At 65.1% G+C, this 15,422-nt stretch carries 12 protein-coding genes and 1 other RNA gene; 6 read left to right on the plus strand and 7 right to left on the minus strand.

The features are described 5' to 3' along the window. The 4 genes from FHY19_RS21815 to aceB all read right to left on the minus strand — a co-directional run bounded on the left by FHY19_RS21815 (position 1) and on the right by aceB (position 4,483). Positions 1–1,068 (minus strand): GGDEF domain-containing protein, encoded by a 1,068-nt coding sequence (locus FHY19_RS21815; protein ID WP_259168548.1) that lies wholly within the window; start codon positions 1,066–1,068, stop codon positions 1–3. A 193-nt stretch (positions 1,069–1,261) separates the two neighbouring features. Then, positions 1,262–2,557, minus strand: a complete 1,296-nt coding sequence (gene aceA / locus FHY19_RS21820; RefSeq protein ID WP_259168549.1) for an isocitrate lyase — start codon at positions 2,555–2,557, stop codon at positions 1,262–1,264. A 173-nt stretch (positions 2,558–2,730) separates the two neighbouring features. Then, a non-coding RNA gene (locus tag FHY19_RS21825) (sX9 sRNA) lies at positions 2,731–2,806 on the minus strand. Between the two features lie 60 nt (positions 2,807–2,866). Beyond that, positions 2,867–4,483, minus strand: coding sequence for a malate synthase A (gene aceB / locus FHY19_RS21830; RefSeq protein WP_259168550.1), 1,617 nt, complete (start codon positions 4,481–4,483; stop codon positions 2,867–2,869). 117 nt (positions 4,484–4,600) lie between these two features. Here aceB and FHY19_RS21835 point away from each other — a divergent pair, with 117 nt between their 5' ends. The 4 genes from FHY19_RS21835 to FHY19_RS21850 all read left to right on the plus strand — a co-directional run bounded on the left by FHY19_RS21835 (position 4,601) and on the right by FHY19_RS21850 (position 8,711). Then, entirely contained in the window at positions 4,601–5,557 is a 957-nt protein-coding gene (locus tag FHY19_RS21835; RefSeq protein ID WP_259168551.1) for a LysR family transcriptional regulator, read from the plus strand. 483 nt (positions 5,558–6,040) lie between these two features. Continuing rightward, the gene (locus tag FHY19_RS21840; protein WP_259168552.1) at positions 6,041–7,303 is read left to right on the plus strand and encodes a cation:proton antiporter; all 1,263 of its coding nucleotides are present in this window, start codon (positions 6,041–6,043) and stop codon (positions 7,301–7,303) included. 248 nt (positions 7,304–7,551) lie between these two features. Continuing rightward, positions 7,552–8,277 carry a helix-turn-helix domain-containing protein gene (locus FHY19_RS21845; RefSeq protein ID WP_259168553.1) on the plus strand — a complete coding sequence of 242 codons (726 nt, stop codon included), beginning with the start codon at positions 7,552–7,554 and terminating at the stop codon, positions 8,275–8,277. A 71-nt stretch (positions 8,278–8,348) separates the two neighbouring features. Then, positions 8,349–8,711, plus strand: a complete 363-nt coding sequence (locus FHY19_RS21850) for a VOC family protein (protein WP_259168564.1) — start codon at positions 8,349–8,351, stop codon at positions 8,709–8,711. A gap of 348 nt (positions 8,712–9,059) precedes the next feature. Here FHY19_RS21850 and FHY19_RS21855 read toward each other — a convergent pair whose 3' ends face one another. Then, complete coding sequence (locus tag FHY19_RS21855; protein WP_259168554.1) at positions 9,060–9,692, minus strand: TetR/AcrR family transcriptional regulator; 633 nt, start codon at positions 9,690–9,692, stop codon at positions 9,060–9,062. Positions 9,693–9,791: 99 nt separating this feature from the next. Between FHY19_RS21855 and FHY19_RS21860 the strand changes: the two genes are divergently transcribed. Both FHY19_RS21860 and FHY19_RS21865 read left to right on the plus strand, forming a co-directional pair. Continuing rightward, on the plus strand, positions 9,792–10,859 hold the full coding sequence (locus FHY19_RS21860; protein WP_259168555.1) for an MBL fold metallo-hydrolase: 1,068 nt from the start codon (positions 9,792–9,794) through the stop codon (positions 10,857–10,859). Next, positions 10,856–11,785 carry an oxidoreductase gene (locus tag FHY19_RS21865; RefSeq protein WP_259168556.1) on the plus strand — a complete coding sequence of 310 codons (930 nt, stop codon included), beginning with the start codon at positions 10,856–10,858 and terminating at the stop codon, positions 11,783–11,785. The genes FHY19_RS21860 and FHY19_RS21865 overlap by 4 nt, the downstream gene beginning before the upstream one ends. A 79-nt stretch (positions 11,786–11,864) precedes the next feature. On the opposite strand, the gene lepB is transcribed toward FHY19_RS21865, so the two are convergent. Then, positions 11,865–12,491 carry a signal peptidase I gene (gene lepB / locus FHY19_RS21870; RefSeq protein ID WP_259168557.1) on the minus strand — a complete coding sequence of 209 codons (627 nt, stop codon included), beginning with the start codon at positions 12,489–12,491 and terminating at the stop codon, positions 11,865–11,867. 480 nt (positions 12,492–12,971) lie between these two features. Continuing rightward, complete coding sequence (locus tag FHY19_RS21875) at positions 12,972–15,140, minus strand: M3 family metallopeptidase (RefSeq protein ID WP_259168558.1); 2,169 nt, start codon at positions 15,138–15,140, stop codon at positions 12,972–12,974. Between the last annotated feature and the right edge of the window lie 282 nt (positions 15,141–15,422).

Below are 15,422 nucleotides of genomic sequence, written 5' to 3' on the forward strand. Positions count from 1 at the left end.
TCAGCCGTGCTCTGGAGCAGGCGCAGCGCCGGATGGCGGCGGTGCGAGCGCTTGGTGCATGGCCAGCACATTGCCGCCTTGCCGCTTGGCTTCATACAGCGCGCTATCGGCGAGCGTGTACCAGTCGTTCCAGGACGCCTCCGCATCGATCATGCACAGGCCGACGCTGACCGAGCAGCCCTGCTCGCCCTGGTTGTTGCACAGGCGCGCTTCCACCGCGCGCACGATGCACTCGCCGATGTGGTGCACCAGCTCCGGGGTGCCTTGCGCAACCAGCACGCAGAATTCGTCACCGCCGAGACGGCAGGCAAGATCGCCCTCGGCGATGACCGAACGCAGGGCATGCGCCACGTTCTGCAACACGCGGTCGCCGGCCAGATGGCCGAACTCGTCGTTGATGCGCTTGAAGCGGTCGCAGTCGATCAGGATCAGCCCGACGCCCGGCACGTTGCCGACGCGTCGACATTCCTGCAGATACAGCGCCAGACCGCGCCGGTTGTGCAGCCCGGTCAGCTCGTCGGTGCGGCTGAGTTCTTCGGTGTGGTTGAGCTGGTGCGAGGTGACGTAGAGATTGTCCAGCGCCGCTTCCAGATCGTGGTTGCGACGGCGCAGCTGACGGATCAGCAGCTGCTCGTTGTTGACCACACGCACGATGGAGCGGCGCAGAAAATGCGCGACCATCGAAGGATCGTGGTCGACCAGACGCTGAAAATCGTCGTGCGCCAGTTCGATCAGGCGGCTGTCCATGGATGCGCTGGCACCGGCACTGCGCGCGTGATCGCCGATGAGCAGGCCGAGCTCGCCAAAAAATTCGCCTGGCCCCAGGTGCTTGAGCGTCAGGTCTTCGCCGAAATCCAGGTCGATCTGGCCACTGACCACGATGAACATCTGGGTGCCGATCGCACCGCGCTCGAACAGCGCCTGGCCCGCGGCAAGCTCACGGGGACGGCCGAAGCGGGCGAAAAACGCCAGTTCGTCAGCAGTCATCAACGCATGCAGCCCGTCCGAGAGCGTCTTGGCAACGCTTCCGGTCGGCTCAACTGCGCCTGCAGTGTTGTGGCAAGTCATCCCGTTTCCTTAGGCCGGCCCGCACCATTAGCCCGTGGGCAAATCCTACAGGAACCCCACTGCCCCGCACCAGATCACACTCTTTCTCTCGGGAAAAGAGACGGAATGTCGGGTATTGCCAAAAAAAAAGGGCCCGGTTTCCCGAGCCCTCTCCCCCTCCCGGGGTGGCGAAACGCGGACGGCCCGCTGCAGGTTAGGCCGCCTTCTCGCCGTGAAACTGTTCTTCCTCGGTGGAGCCGCGCAGCGCGGTGGTGGACGATTGCCCCTGCTGGATCGCCTGCGTCACCGCATCGAAGTAGCCGGTGCCCACCTCGCGTTGATGCTTGACCGCGGTGAAGCCCATCTCCGCAGCCTCGAATTCGGCTTGCTGCAACTCGACGAAGGCGCTCATCTGGCGGCGCGCATAGCCATGCGCCAGGTGGAACATGCCGTAGTTGAGTGCGTGGAAACCGGCCAGGGTGATGAACTGGAACTTGTAGCCATAGCTCGCCAGCTCGGTCTGGAACTTGGCAATGGTGGCATCGTCGAGATTCTTCTTCCAGTTGAAGCTGGGCGAGCAGTTGTAGGCCAGCAATTTGCCGGGAAACCTGGCATGAATGGCCTGTGCGAATGCACGCGCGAAGTCCAGGTCCGGCTTGCCGGTCTCGCACCAGATCAGATCCGCATACGGTGCGTACGCCAGCCCGCGGCTGATGGCTTGATCCAGCCCGTTGCGGGTCTTGAAGAAACCTTCGACCGTGCGCTGCCCGGTGGTGAAGGGCTGATCGTTGGCATCCACGTCGCTGGTGATCAGATCGGCCGCTTCGGCATCGGTGCGTGCGATCAGCACCGTCGGCACGCCCAGCACGTCGGCCGCCAGGCGCGCAGCGTTCAATTTTTCGATCGCCTCGCGGGTGGGCACCAGCACCTTGCCGCCCATATGGCCGCACTTCTTCACCGATGCCAGCTGATCTTCGAAGTGCACGCCGGCCGCGCCGGCTTCGATCATCGCCTTCATCAGCTCGAAGGCGTTGAGCACGCCGCCGAAGCCGGCCTCGGCGTCGGCCACGATCGGCTGCAGGAAGTCGATATCGTCATTGCCTTCGGCGTGATGCAGTTGATCGGCACGCAACAAGGTGTTGTTGATGCGCTTGACTACCGCCGGCACCGAGTCGGCCGGATACAGCGACTGGTCCGGATACATCTGCCCGGCCAGATTCGCATCGGCGGCGACCTGCCAGCCGGACAGGTAAATCGCCTTCAAGCCGGCCTTGACCTGCTGCATGGCCTGGTTGCCGGTCAAGGCGCCCAGCGCGTTGACGAACGGGGTGGCATGCAACGAGGTCCACAGCTTGTCGGCGCCCAGTCGCGCCAGCGAGTGCTCCACATGCACGGTGCCGCGCAGGCGCACCACATCAGCGGCGGTGTAGTTGCGGGTGATGCCGGCCCAGCGCGGGTTGGTGGTCCAGTCCTGCTGCAGTTGTTCGGCGCTTTGCAGTGTGGTGCTCATCTTGCGTTCTCCTGAAGGGCGACGACGGATGGAACGAGGAAGGAAGGCCGTGCATGACACGGCATGCGGCATGGCGAGGCCGTCGTTGCGTCTGCGCGCAACGGGCGGTGTGCTGCATTGAGGTGAGGAGTGCAGGGGCACCATGGGTGTCGCTGCAATGCGGTGATTAGAGCGGCTACCAGAACGTAGCGAGCAGTCGTCAGGTGGGTGCGGACGGCGCGGAGGAACCGGAGTGTACGAGCGGCACATGAGGATTCCGAGCACCGGCCGCGCCCGCCTGCCGGCTGCGCAGTAGTTCTGTTGGCTGCTCTAGTCGATCAGGCGGTACGCCGGCACGGTGAGAAAGTCCGCCAGTTCATCGGCACGGCTGAGTTCTTCCAGCAACGCGATTGCCTCATCGATTCGCGTGGCGCCAGGGAGTGCCGTGGTTGTCCCCAGGCGCGCCGGCAATGCGCGCAGGGTTGCCTGCAGTAGTTGCTGATCGATGGCGGTGCCGTCGTCCAGATGCTGGCCGTGATGCAGCCACTGCCATAGCTGCGCGCGACTGATTTCGGCGGTGGCGGCGTCTTCCATCAGGTTGTGGATCGGCACGCAGCCATTGCCGTCCAGCCAGGCCGCCAGATAGCGCACGCAGACTTCGACATTACCTTCGAAACCGGCGCGGGTGATGGTGCCCGGCGAAGGCGCGATCAGCATGTCGCGCGTCACCTGCACGTCGTTGCGCAACACATGCTGCTGATGCGCGGTGGGCATGTGTTCGTCGAACAGTTTCATCGCCACCGGAATCAACGCCGGATGCGCCACCCAGGTGCCGTCGTGGCCGGCGGTGACCTCGCGCAGCTTGTCGGCGCGCACGCGTGCCATGGCCTGTTCGTTGGCAGCCTCATCGTGGTTGATCGGAATCTGCGCGGCCATCCCGCCCATCGCATGCGCGCCGCGGCGGTGACAGGTCTTGATCAGCAGTTCCGAATACGCCTTCAAGAACGGTTGGGTCATGGTGACCTGGCCACGCTCCGGCAGCACGCGGTCGCGGTGCGCGCGGAAGGTCTTGAGATACGAAAAGATGTAGTCCCAGCGCCCGCAATTGAGCCCGACGATGCGCTCGCGCAGCGCGTGCAGGATCTCGTCCATCTCGAACACCGCCGGCAGCGTTTCGATCAGCACGGTGGCCTTGATCTGGCCATGCGGCAGGCCGAGCATCGCTTCGATATGCGCCAGCGCGGTTTCCCACAGCGCGGCTTCTTCCATGCTCTGCAACTTGGGCAGGTACAGGTAGGGGCCGCGGTCCTTGGCCAGCAGCGTGCGGGCGTTGTGGAAGGCGAACAAGGCCGCGTCGAACAGGCCGCCGGCCAGCGGCTGGCCGTCGATACGGACGTGTTTTTCGTCCAGGTGCCAACCGCGCGGGCGCACGATCAGCACCGCACGCTCGGCTTCCGGGCGCAGCGCGTAATGCTTGCCATTGGGCGCATCGAAGCTGAGGTCGCCGCGCACGGCGGCGGCCAGGGTGCGCTGGCCGGCCAGCAGGTTGCGCCAGGTCGGCGCGGTGGAATCCTCGAAGTCGGCCATGAACACCTTGGCGCCGGAGTTCAGTGCATTGATGACCATCTTCGGATCGGTCGGGCCGGTGATCTCCACGCGCCGGTCCTGCAGCACCGCCGGCAGCGCGGCGACGCGCCAGTCGCCGGCGCGGATGGCGTGGGTGTCCGCACGAAAGTCCGGCAGCTGGCCGGCATCGAAGGCGGCCTGGCGGGCACGCCGCTGGGCCAGCCGCTGCTGGCGGCCGGGCTCGATCGCCCGATGCAGCGACACCAGCAGTGCCAGCGCGGCTGGCGGCAGCAGCTCCGCCTGCCCTGCAACCTGTGTGGTCAACGACAAACCGGGCGTGGCGCGGTCGGTGGGACGTGAAGCGAAAGCGGTGGCAGACATGTGGAGGTCCTTGTGCATCCGGACCTGCACCGTGCGCCGCCAGCAACTATTTGACAAAGCAGTTTTATCAATGCTGTAAATAAGCTTTACTTATATTGGGTTTCAGAAGACGCCCAGATGTCGCCAACCCCTCGATTTTCCTACAAATCCGACCGGCTCAAGCCCCTGCGTGCGTTCTGCCAGACGGTGCGTCTGGGGTCTGTCTCACGGGCGGCTGAGGCGCTGTACGTGAGCCAGCCGGCGGTGACGCTGCAACTGCAGGCGCTGGAACGCGACCTGGGGGTGGCCCTGTTCGAGCGCTCGGGGCGCCGCATGGCACCCAGCCGCGAGGGCCAGCTGCTCTACGACATGGTGCTGCCGCTGGTGGAGAGCCTGGATGGACTGGAGGCGAGCTTTCGCGAGAAGGTACGCGGGCTGGATGCCGGCGAGCTCAATATCGCCGCCAACAGCTCCACCATCCTGTACCTGCTGCCGCGCATCGTGGCGAACTTCCGCGCGCGCCATCCGGACGTGCGCCTGACCCTGCACAACGCGATCAGCGCCGATGGCACCGACCTGTTGCGCGAAGACGCCGTCGACCTGGCGGTCGGCTCCATGCTGGACGTACCCGCCGATCTCAACTACGCGCCGGTGTATCGCTTCGAGCAATTGCTGATCACCCCGCCCGACCACCCGTTGGCCGGCAAGTCCATGGTCACGCTGCAGGATCTGTCGCCGTATCCGTTGATCCTGCCGCCACGTCGGCAGGTGACCTATCGCCTGGTCGACCTGATCTTTCAGCAGGCACGCGTGCCGTACACCGTCGCGCTGGAAGTGGGCGGCTGGGAAGTGATCAAGCAATACGTGGCGATGGGCATGGGCATTTCCATCGTCACCGCGATCTGCGTCACCGACGCCGACCGCGACAAGCTGGCCACCCGCTCGCTGAAGGACTATTTCCCCACCCGCAGTTATGGCGTGGTGGTGCGCAAGGGCAAGTATCTGTCGCCGCAGGCGCGTGCCTTTATCGAGCTGATCCAGCCGGATCTGTTTACGCCGCGCGGGTATGACGAAAGCGGTGATTCGGAACGTTGAGCCTCCCCGCATGCGCGCTGCCGTCGGGCTCGCCATGCGCACGGATGCCACACGGTTCGCCTGCAAGCAGCGTCGTGCGGTGCAGCGCGGCTGTGGACCGGTGCTGTAAAGCGGCAGGTCAACCGAGGCGGGAACGTGGGATTGCCGCTTCGGTGCACATCGGTGCGCATCGGTGCGGGCGGTTGCCTGCGCCATTGCCAGCGCGCTGCAACGGCGCAGGCCTGTCGCCTGGAGCGGGAGCGATCATCGGGACCACGGCGTCGCACAGGCAAGGCAAATACATCGGATCGCCGTGCACCGCTCGCAGGCCACGCTTGCCAGCGCCAGTCCTGCGCTGCGGCGCACGCCAATGCTTCTGACCACGGATCAAGGTCTGTGTCGATGCAGTACAGTGCTGTGCGGCCGGTCCGCAGGGAAGGCCGGCCATGCCCACGCCGCCTGTCCTGCGGCCGTGCCGACGCAACCCATGGAAAAGCGAAGCAGATGAATCCGACCACGTTGTTATTGGTGCAACTGGCAGTGATCCTGGGCGTGGCACGCGGATGCGGCGCGTTGCTGCAACGCGTCGGGCAGCCGCCGGTGATCGGCGAAATGGCGGCCGGTTTGTTGCTGGGTCCGATCGCCTTCGGTGCCTGGTTCCCGCAGATGCATGGTGTGCTGTTCGCGGCCAAGAGCTTGCCGCCGCTGTCGGGCCTGGCCAACATCGGCGTGGTGCTTTTCATGTTCATCGTGGGCGTGGAGCTGCGTGCGCCGGAAGGCAGCAAGGCGCAGATCCGCTCGTCGGTGACGGTCGGCATCGCGGGGATCGTATTGCCGTTGCTGCTGGGCCTTGCCGCCGCGCCGTGGTTGTTTGCGCGCTTTGCTCCGCACGGCATCGGCTTCTGGCCGTTCGCATTGTTCATCGCTGCGGCGATGTCGGTGACCGCGTTTCCGGTGCTGGCGCGCATCCTCAAGGACCGCAACATGACCCGCACGCCGGCAGGGCGCCTGGCGTTGGGCGCGGCGGTGATCGACGACGCCACGGTATGGATCTTCCTGGCGGTAGTGCTCACCCTGACGGGAAACAGCGCGCACGGCGGCGTGGCGTTTACCGCAGTCGGTGCGCTGGTCTTGCTCGCCCTGGTGTTCGGTGTGCTCAAGCCCGTGTATGCGCGGCTGCTCGCGCCGCGCGCGCACGACGGCCGCCATGCGTCCAGCGCATTGGTGTGGGTGCTGATCGGCCTGCTCGGCTGCGCCGCGGCGGCCGAATGGATCGGGTTGCATGCGATTTTCGGTGCCTTCATGTTTGGCATCTGCCTGCCGCGCGAAGACCGCTTGCTGGAGCATCTGGCCGAGCGCATCGAGCCGCTGGCGATCGCCTTGCTGATGCCGGTGCTGTTTGCCGTCGCCGGCCAGGCCACCAGCCCCAGCGCGTTTGCCGGCGCCGGCGTTGCCGGTTTGCTGCTGGTGATCGGCGTGGCGGTCACCGGCAAGCTGGTCGGCTGCACCGTGGGCGCGCGCCTGAGCGGCCACGATTGGCGCGACAGCCTGACCGTGGGCTCGCTGATGAACGCACGCGGCCTGATGGAACTGGTGGTGATCAAGATCGGCCTGGACAGCGGCGTGATCGGGCCGGACCTGTTCACCCTGTTGTTCGGCATGACGCTGGTGACCACGGTGATGGCCTCGCCGATGGTGGCCTGGTTCCATGGACGCCGGTACGCGGACACCGCCGGAGCACTGGACACCGGTCGTTCCGGTCGCTGACGGATTCTGCGACGCTGCGCGTGCTGATATCCGGCCGCGAGAGCATTCCGGCTATGCGCCACAACAGCTGACGCTATTGCCGGTTGCGCCAGGCTGCAATCAACCAGGAGATGAGGTCCATGCCTACCACTGCCCGGAACGATCCTGCCGCGACATCGGGCCGGCCCGAGCACCCGGGCGGCCGCGTCGACACATCGGCAGACGCAGCCATCCGGCTGCGCTGACGCGTTTTGCCACAGACCACGGCCATGCCCCTGGAATCCGACTCCCGTTACGCACAGCTCCCGCCACCGCCCGACCTGCACACACAGCTGCGCTGCAGTTGGCGATATCGGCAGGGTGCGGCGAGCGCACCGGTGCGGGTGTTGCCGGATGGCTGCGTCGATCTGATCTGGGATGGCGTCTCGCTGTTCGTCGCCGGCCCAGACCAGACCGCGAACATGGCCTGCGTGGCGGCCGGCAGCGTGCTCACCGGCGTGCGCCTGAGCGCGGGTGCGGCCGCAGGCGTGCTTGGCGTCCCGCTGCATCATCTGGCCAACCAACGCGTGGCGCTGGAGGAGCTGTGGGGCGCCCGTGGACATCACTGGCAACAGCGGCTGCACGAGGGTGGCGATGCGCTGCAGGCGCTGCATGCGCTATGTCGGCAGCATGCCACGCCGGTGGATCGGCGCATGGCCTGGGCCTTCGCGCAGCTGGCAGACCATGCAGCGCTGCGGGTGCCCGCGTTGTGCGCAGCGCTGGGCATCAGCGAGCGCCAGCTGCGGCGGCGTTGCCACGTGGCATTCGGCTACGGCCCCAAGACCCTGGAACGCATCCTGCGCCTGCAGCGCTTCTTACGCCTGGCTGGTCACTACCCCACTCTCACCGCTGCCGCGCTGGAAGCAGGCTACGGCGATGCACCGCATCTGGTCCGCGATGCGCGCCGGCTTGCCGGGTTGAGCCCGCGCGAGTTGGTGCAGCAACACGCGCGTTGATGGCCGTTTTCGCCAAGTCGGTCGAGGCCTGGCAGCCCATGCTGTGCAGCCACCCGACACGCGAGATCACCATGCACCGCAGCGAACAGCATCACCGTATCGACTACCTGGAATTTGCAGTCACCTCGATCGAGGTCGCCAAGGCGTTTTACGGCGCGGCGTTCGATTGGACCTTCCAGGAGTACGGCCCCGACTATTGCGAGTTCCGCGACGGCCGACTCGCTGGCGGGTTCTTCCACGGCACACCGCAGCCGGGCGGCGCACTGGTGGTGCTGGCCTCCGACGATCTGGCGGCCACGCAGGCGCGCATCGAAGCGGCCGGCGGCACCATCACTCGCCCGGTGTTCGCATTTCCCGGCGGGCGACGTTTCCACTTCACCGATCCGCATGGCTATGCGCTGGCGGTGTGGGCGCAGGACGCTGACGGCACGTGAGTGGCTCTGCGCGGTTTGCCTGCCGCGCCAGGATGCGCGCCCACGCCGTCGGCTGCGCCGGACGCGCGCAGCAATCCGCAGCGCGTACATGCCGCCGGTGACATGCGCTGCGTGCGTTGCCGCTCTACGTGCAGGAATAGCTCGGCTATTTTTCGCTCGCAGGCGTCAGCGCAGATGGCACCACGCGCTCGGCCGCGAGTGCGCACAGAGGCCGCTGAGCGACCGACAAACCGAGCAGGTGCGTCAGGTGCGCGATGGCCGTGCGCAAGGGCCGCAGTGCGCGACCGCTACTGCGGCTTCCAAGCAAGAACCAGCCAGTCGGCACACGCGGCCGCGCTGCCACGAGGCTTACTCGCGCCCGTAGAGCGCCAGAAACATCTCCACCGCCGATTCGGCCACCTGCGCCTGCTGGGCGGGCGACAGCGGAGGCTGCCCCATCGCCAACTGCGGCCAGAACGCAAACCCCTTCACCAGCGCCTGGAGTTGTTGCGAGGCGAATTCCGGATCGACCTCGACCAGGCGTCCATCGGCCAGTGCGGCACGCAGCCAGGTGGTAGTGCCCTCTTCCTTGCTGCCCAGTTGCGCCAGCAGCGCGCGGGCACGTTCGGGCGAGTGGATACCTTCGGCGATCGCCACGCGCGAGAGGTCGATAAAGGCGGCATCGTCGAGCAGCCGCAGCTTTTGCTGCAGCAATTGCGTCAACTGCGTGCGCAATGATTGGTCGGGGCGGTACGCCAGATTCACCGCTTCGGCACTGCGCTGCCACAGCCCGCGCAGGATCTCGCCAAATAGCGCGTCCTTGCTGGGGAAATGGTTATAGACGGTGCGCTTGGACACGCCGGCCGTGGCCGCCACGCGGTCCATGCTGGTGGCCTCGAACCCGTGCTGCCGGAACTCGGCAATGGCCGCCTCGACGATGGCGTGGCGCTTGCGGTCGGTGAGCCGTTGCTGCGCCGGCGCCGCGTCGGATGAACTGGACATGGCGCAATGTTACACCGCCTGGTTTACATCGCCCAAGATAAAACTACACTGTGTAGTGTAATCACACCACCGGCGCTGCCGGTTCGCCCGCCCTCATCGATGGATCGCGTCGTGCTCACCCAGTCCCGTCATCTGCCACGCACCGCCTCGCATGCCGCCTCGCCGCAGTTCCGCAACGGCCGCTTCCGCAACGCACTACCCACCCACCTGAGCCAGCCCGGTGTGTTGGGTGGCTTGCGTCTGTTGTGGGAGGTGCTGTTCAACAAACCCACGCACACGGTGCCGTCGCAGGCGCTGCCGGTGCTGCCGCTGAGCGCGGCGCAATTGCGCGACGCGCCCGACCACAGCCTGTTCCGGCTCGGTCATTCCACAGTGCTGATGAAACTGCGTGGCGGCCTGTGGCTGACCGATCCGGTGTTCTCCAAGCGCGCCTCGCCGTTCGCGTTTGCCGGGCCCAAGCGCTTCCACGCGCCGCCGATCGCGCTGGACGCGCTGCCGCCGCTGGCCGGGGTCCTGCTGTCGCACAACCATTACGACCACCTGGACCGCGCCACCATTGCCGCCCTGGCCGACCGTGTCGGGGTGTTCGTCGCGCCGCTGGGCGTGGGCGACCTGCTGGTGCGCTGGGGCGTGGACCCGGGCAAGGTGCGGCAGCTGGACTGGTGGCAATCGGTGGAGGTGGATGGCCTCACCCTCACCGCCACGCCGTCGCGGCATTTTTCCGGCCGCGGCCTGTTCGATCGCGACCGCACACTGTGGTGCTCATGGGCGATCCAGGACGCCGACCTGCGGGTGTTCTTCAGTGGCGACGGTGGCTATGGCCCGCACTTCAAGACGATCGGCCAGCGTCTGGGGCCATTCGATGTGGCGCTGATCGAAAACGGCGCCTACGACCAGATGTGGCCGGACGTGCACATGCAGCCGGAACAGAGCCTGCAGGCGTTTATCGATGTCGGCGGGCGCACCTTGCTGCCGATCCACAACGGCACCTTCGATCTGGCCATGCATGTCTGGTCCGAGCCGCTGGAGCGCATCGTGGCGCTGGCCGCAGCCGCGGACGTCGCGCTGGCTACCCCGCAGATGGGCGAGCGGGTGGATTTGCGCCGTCCGGCCAGCGGGCAGCGCTGGTGGCGCACATTGCCCGAAACGCTGGCATTGGCGCGATGACCGGCTGGACCCTGGCCGACCTGCCACCGCAGCGCGCAAAGGTCGCCGTGATCACTGGCGCCAGCGTGGGCGGGCTGGGCTTTGAGACCGCACTGGCGCTGGCCGGTGCCGGCGCCAGCGTGGTGCTGACCGCGCGCAACCCCGACAAGGGCGAGACCGCGCGGCAGGCGCTGCTGGCCGTGCATCCGGATGCCACGGTGCGCGTGGAACTGCTGGATCTTGCACGCCTGGCATCGGTGCGCGCGTTCGCCGAGCGGCTTGCCGCGCACCAGCAATGGGTGGACCTGTTGATCAACAACGCCGGCGTGATGGCGCCGCCAGAGCGGCAGACCACCGCCGACGGGATGGAGCTGCAGTTCGGCAGCAATTATCTGGGGCATTTCGCGCTGACCGCGCAGTTGCTGCCGCTGCTGCGTGCGGCGACGGCGCCGCGCGTGGTCAACCTGTCGAGTCTGGCGCATCGCCATGCCCGCATCGATTTCGACGATCTGCAAACCGCGCGCCCGTATCGCCCGTGGAAGGCGTATGGCCAGTCCAAGCTGGCCATGCTGATCTTCAGCATGGAACTGCAGCGACGCAGCGAGATGCACGGCTGGGGCCTGCGCGCGCTTGCCGCACATCCCGGCTTTGCGCGGACCGCCCTGATCGCCAATGGACCGGCGATCGACGGTCGCCCCGGCGTGCTCGGCGCGGTCAACCGGGTGATTAGTCCCTACATCAGCCACTCCGCAGCCGCCGGCGCGCTGCCTACCCTGTATGCCGCTACCGACCCGCAGGCACGCGGCGGTGGGTATTACGGTCCGGACGGCCTGCTTGAACTGAAGGGTACCCCCACCCCGGCAACCATCGCCCGCCAGGTCCACGACCGGCAGGCGGCGACGCGCTTGTGGGAGACCTCCTGCACGCTGGCGGATGTAGCGTTCTGATCAGCACACGATGCAGGCGGTTGCGCATCGGCTGCACGTGTTCGCTGCGGGTCGCCACGCGCCGTGCGGGCGCCAGCGACTACAGCCGCTTCCACTCCACGCCTTCGCCGCGCCGGTAATACACTGCCACGGCCTTGCCGTACACCGCCGAAGCATCGACGAAACCGAAATAGCGCCCATCCTGGCTATTGCCGCGGTGGTCGCCGATGGTCAATACCTTGCCGGCCGGCACCCGCACATCGTGCAGATCCGGCCCACCGCCGGCATCCAGGTTCAGGTGCGCAATACGTGCGCCGAAGCGCTCACGCTCACCATCGTCATCGATCTGCAGCGGTTGGCCGTTGATGGACAAATGCCCATCGCGCAGATCCACGCGGTCGCCTGCCACCGCCACCACGCGCTTGATCAAGCGCGTGCCGTCGTACGGAGAATCGAACACCGCCACATCCCCGCGCTGCGGCCGATCGCCACCGACGACGATGCGGTTGCTCAGCGGCAAGCGCCAGCCATAGGCATGCATATCCACCACCACGCGATCGCCCGGCTGCAAGGTGGGCTGCATCGAGCCGCTGGGGACCTGGTAGTGATTGGCAAACGACGAACGCGCGGCGGTGAGTAGTACCAGCATGACCAGCAGCGGCAGCAGTTCCTTGCGCGACCACTGTGCGGCGCGCTGGAAGCGGGAGGTGGAGTGCGATGGGCGCATGGCAGACCTGTCGGATGGTCGGGAGCCGGCTTGGCGACTCAACGATGCGCCTGGGTGACGGGCTGTGCAAGTGATGAAAGACATGGCAAGGGCGTTGTTGCATGTGGTGACCTGCGCGAGTAAGCAAGCGCACTTCATCGGCCGGTGCCGGTCATGGAATCACGAAACACCGCGTCCTCTGGTCCAGGCGCCGCGCGCGGCAGATCCGCAATCCGGCAAGGGAAATCCTCGCAAGGGACATACATGTCTCTTACAAACCTCCGCGCTTTCATGTGCGCAACCGTACGATTCATCGCAACCCGGCATGCCACTTCACTAAAGAATCGGGAAGCCGATGGCCAAACAAACCCGCAACCGTAACACCAGCAGGTTTACCGCAAGCTCCCAACTGCACAAACAAAAACGGGATGGCATAAGGGCCATCCCGTTCGTCTATTGCGTGCGCCTACCGGTGCAAACATGGCATCCCAAACATACCGCTTATTCCGTCAAGCCATGATTCTCCAAAAAGGCCTCGACGCTGGGGTCCTTGCCTCGGAAATCGTGGTACAGCGTAGCCGGATCGACGGTATTGCCGCGGGAAAGGATCCTGGCGCGGAAGATATCGCCGTTCTTGCGGTTCAAGCCGCCATTTTCCTTGAACCACTCGAAGGCATCGTCGTCGAGCACTTCCGCCCAGAGGTAGGCGTAATAGCTAGCAGCATATCCCATGTCCCAGATATGGTTGAAATAGCTGCTGTGATAACGCGGCGGCACTTCAGCGATGTCTACCTTGAAGCGCTTGAGCGCAGCGGTTTCGAACCTGTCCACGTCCTGCAACGGTGCATCCGCCGGCAGGGTGTGCCATGCCAGATCGAGCAGCGATGCAGACAGGGTTTCGGTGGTCATATAGCCGCTGTTGAAGGTCTTGGCTTTTCTGATTTTTCTTACCAGATCCTCCGGCATTACAGCACCGGTCTGATAGTGCTTTGCGTAATGCGCGAACACGGTGGGATCGGAAGCCCAATGCTCATTGAACTGCGAGGGAAACTCCATGAAGTCGGGTGGCGTCCTGGTTCCGGCCATCGCCGAGTAGGTCACCTTGGAAAACATGCCATGCAACGCATGGCCGAACTCATGAAACATGGTGGTGACGTCATCAAAGCTCAGCAGCGCGGGTTGGCCTGCGGCCGGCTTGGTGAAGTTGCACACGTTATAGACCACGGGCTTGGCACCGGTCAGGCCGCTCTGCCCGACGAAGGATCCCATCCACGCGCCACCGGACTTGCTGTCTCGTTTGAAATAGTCGGCATAGAACAGCGCCATTGACGTGCCATCCACATCGAAAACCTCGTACACCTTCACGTCCGGATGATAAGTGGGGATGTCGGTGCGTTGCTTGAAGGTGATGCCGTAAAGTTGCGTGGCGGCGTAGAAAACACCGTTTTGCAATACGTTATCGAGTTCGAAATACGGCTTGATCTGCGATTCGTCCAGGTCGTACTTGGCCTTGCGCACCTGTTCGGCATAGAAGTCCCAGTCGGAAGCGGTCAACTTGAAACCACCCTTTTGGGCATCGATGACTTTCTGAATCTCTGCCGCTTCGCGGCGCGCCTTGGCGGTAGCGGCGGGCACGGTGTCGGTCAGCAGCTTGAGCACGGCGGCGGGATTCTTGGCCATCTTGTCGTCCAGGCTATACGCGGCGTAGCTGTCGAAGCCGAGAAGCTTGGCTTTTTGCGCGCGCAACTGCGCCAGTCGCTGGACCGCCTTGCGCGTGTCGTTGTCGTCGCCCTGTTCGGTGCGCATCTGCGACGCCTGCATGATCTGAGCACGCAACGCGCGATCCTTCAACGAGGCCAGCACGGGTTGCGGGGTGGTGTTCTGCAAGGTCAACAGATATTTGCCGTCCAGCTTGCGCTCCTTGGCGGCATCGGCAGCGGCGGCGATATCGCCCTCGCTCAAGCCATCCAGCCGGGCCTTGTCGTCCACCACCACCGCAGCGGCGGCTGTAGCAGCCACCAACTTCGCGTGGAATTGCGTGGAAAGCGTGGTTTCCTCCACATTGAGCTTGCGCAAGGTGATCTTGTCTGCATCGGACAACAGCGCGCCGGATGTGACGAACCCTCTGTATGTGATCTCGGCCAGACGCTTTTGCTCAGGATTGAGCTTCATTGCATCGGACTGGTCATGGACCGCCTTGATGCGCGCAAACAGTTTGGGATCCAGAAGAATCTCATCACTATTGGCCGCCAACTTGGGCGCAAGCTCCTCCTGGATTTTCTGCCGCGTCGGGTTGGTATCGGCACTGATGACACCGGAAAAGATGTCCGACACGCGCGACAGCACCTCGCCGCCGCGATCAAGCGCTTCGAGGGTGTTTTCGAAGGTCGCCGGTTCCGGGTTGGCAGTGATCTTGCGCACGTCCGCAAGTTCCAGACGCATGCCTTCCTCAAAGGCAGGCAGATAATCGCTGTCCTGGATCTTGTCGAATGGCGGCGCTTGAAATGGTAACGTGCTGGCGCTCACTAGCGGGTTCGACTTGAGGTCGGCCGCCTGCGCAGTGGTGGCCTTGCCGGTCGCGTCGCTGGCTGGCTGAACCGGCGACTCGTTTCCAGAACAGGCAGCCAGTGCCAGGGTGATGGCTGCGGTCAGAGCGAAGGTACGGAGCATGCTGTGGGTCATTCCTATCGGTGGGAGGCACGGCGGACGATGTGCGGATGCATCGACATCCACCACACGCGCATGCGTTGAATGGCCTGCACAGGCGGGGGTGCATTGATTGTTGGCAAACGGTACCGCTGGCGGGACGGCGTCGGTGACGGGCTGCCGAAACGGCCGTGCTGCGTCTGCCGACGTTGGCAGGTCCGCAGTATTTCCTGCTCCGTCGCCAGCGACCGTGCCAACTACGAATCGCTATCCCCGTAACCGAAACGGCGTACTATCGCGACTTAA

Origin of the sequence: Xanthomonas sp. 4461 (genome assembly GCF_024806475.1) — a bacterium.
Classification (GTDB): domain Bacteria; phylum Pseudomonadota; class Gammaproteobacteria; order Xanthomonadales; family Xanthomonadaceae; genus Xanthomonas; species Xanthomonas arboricola_F.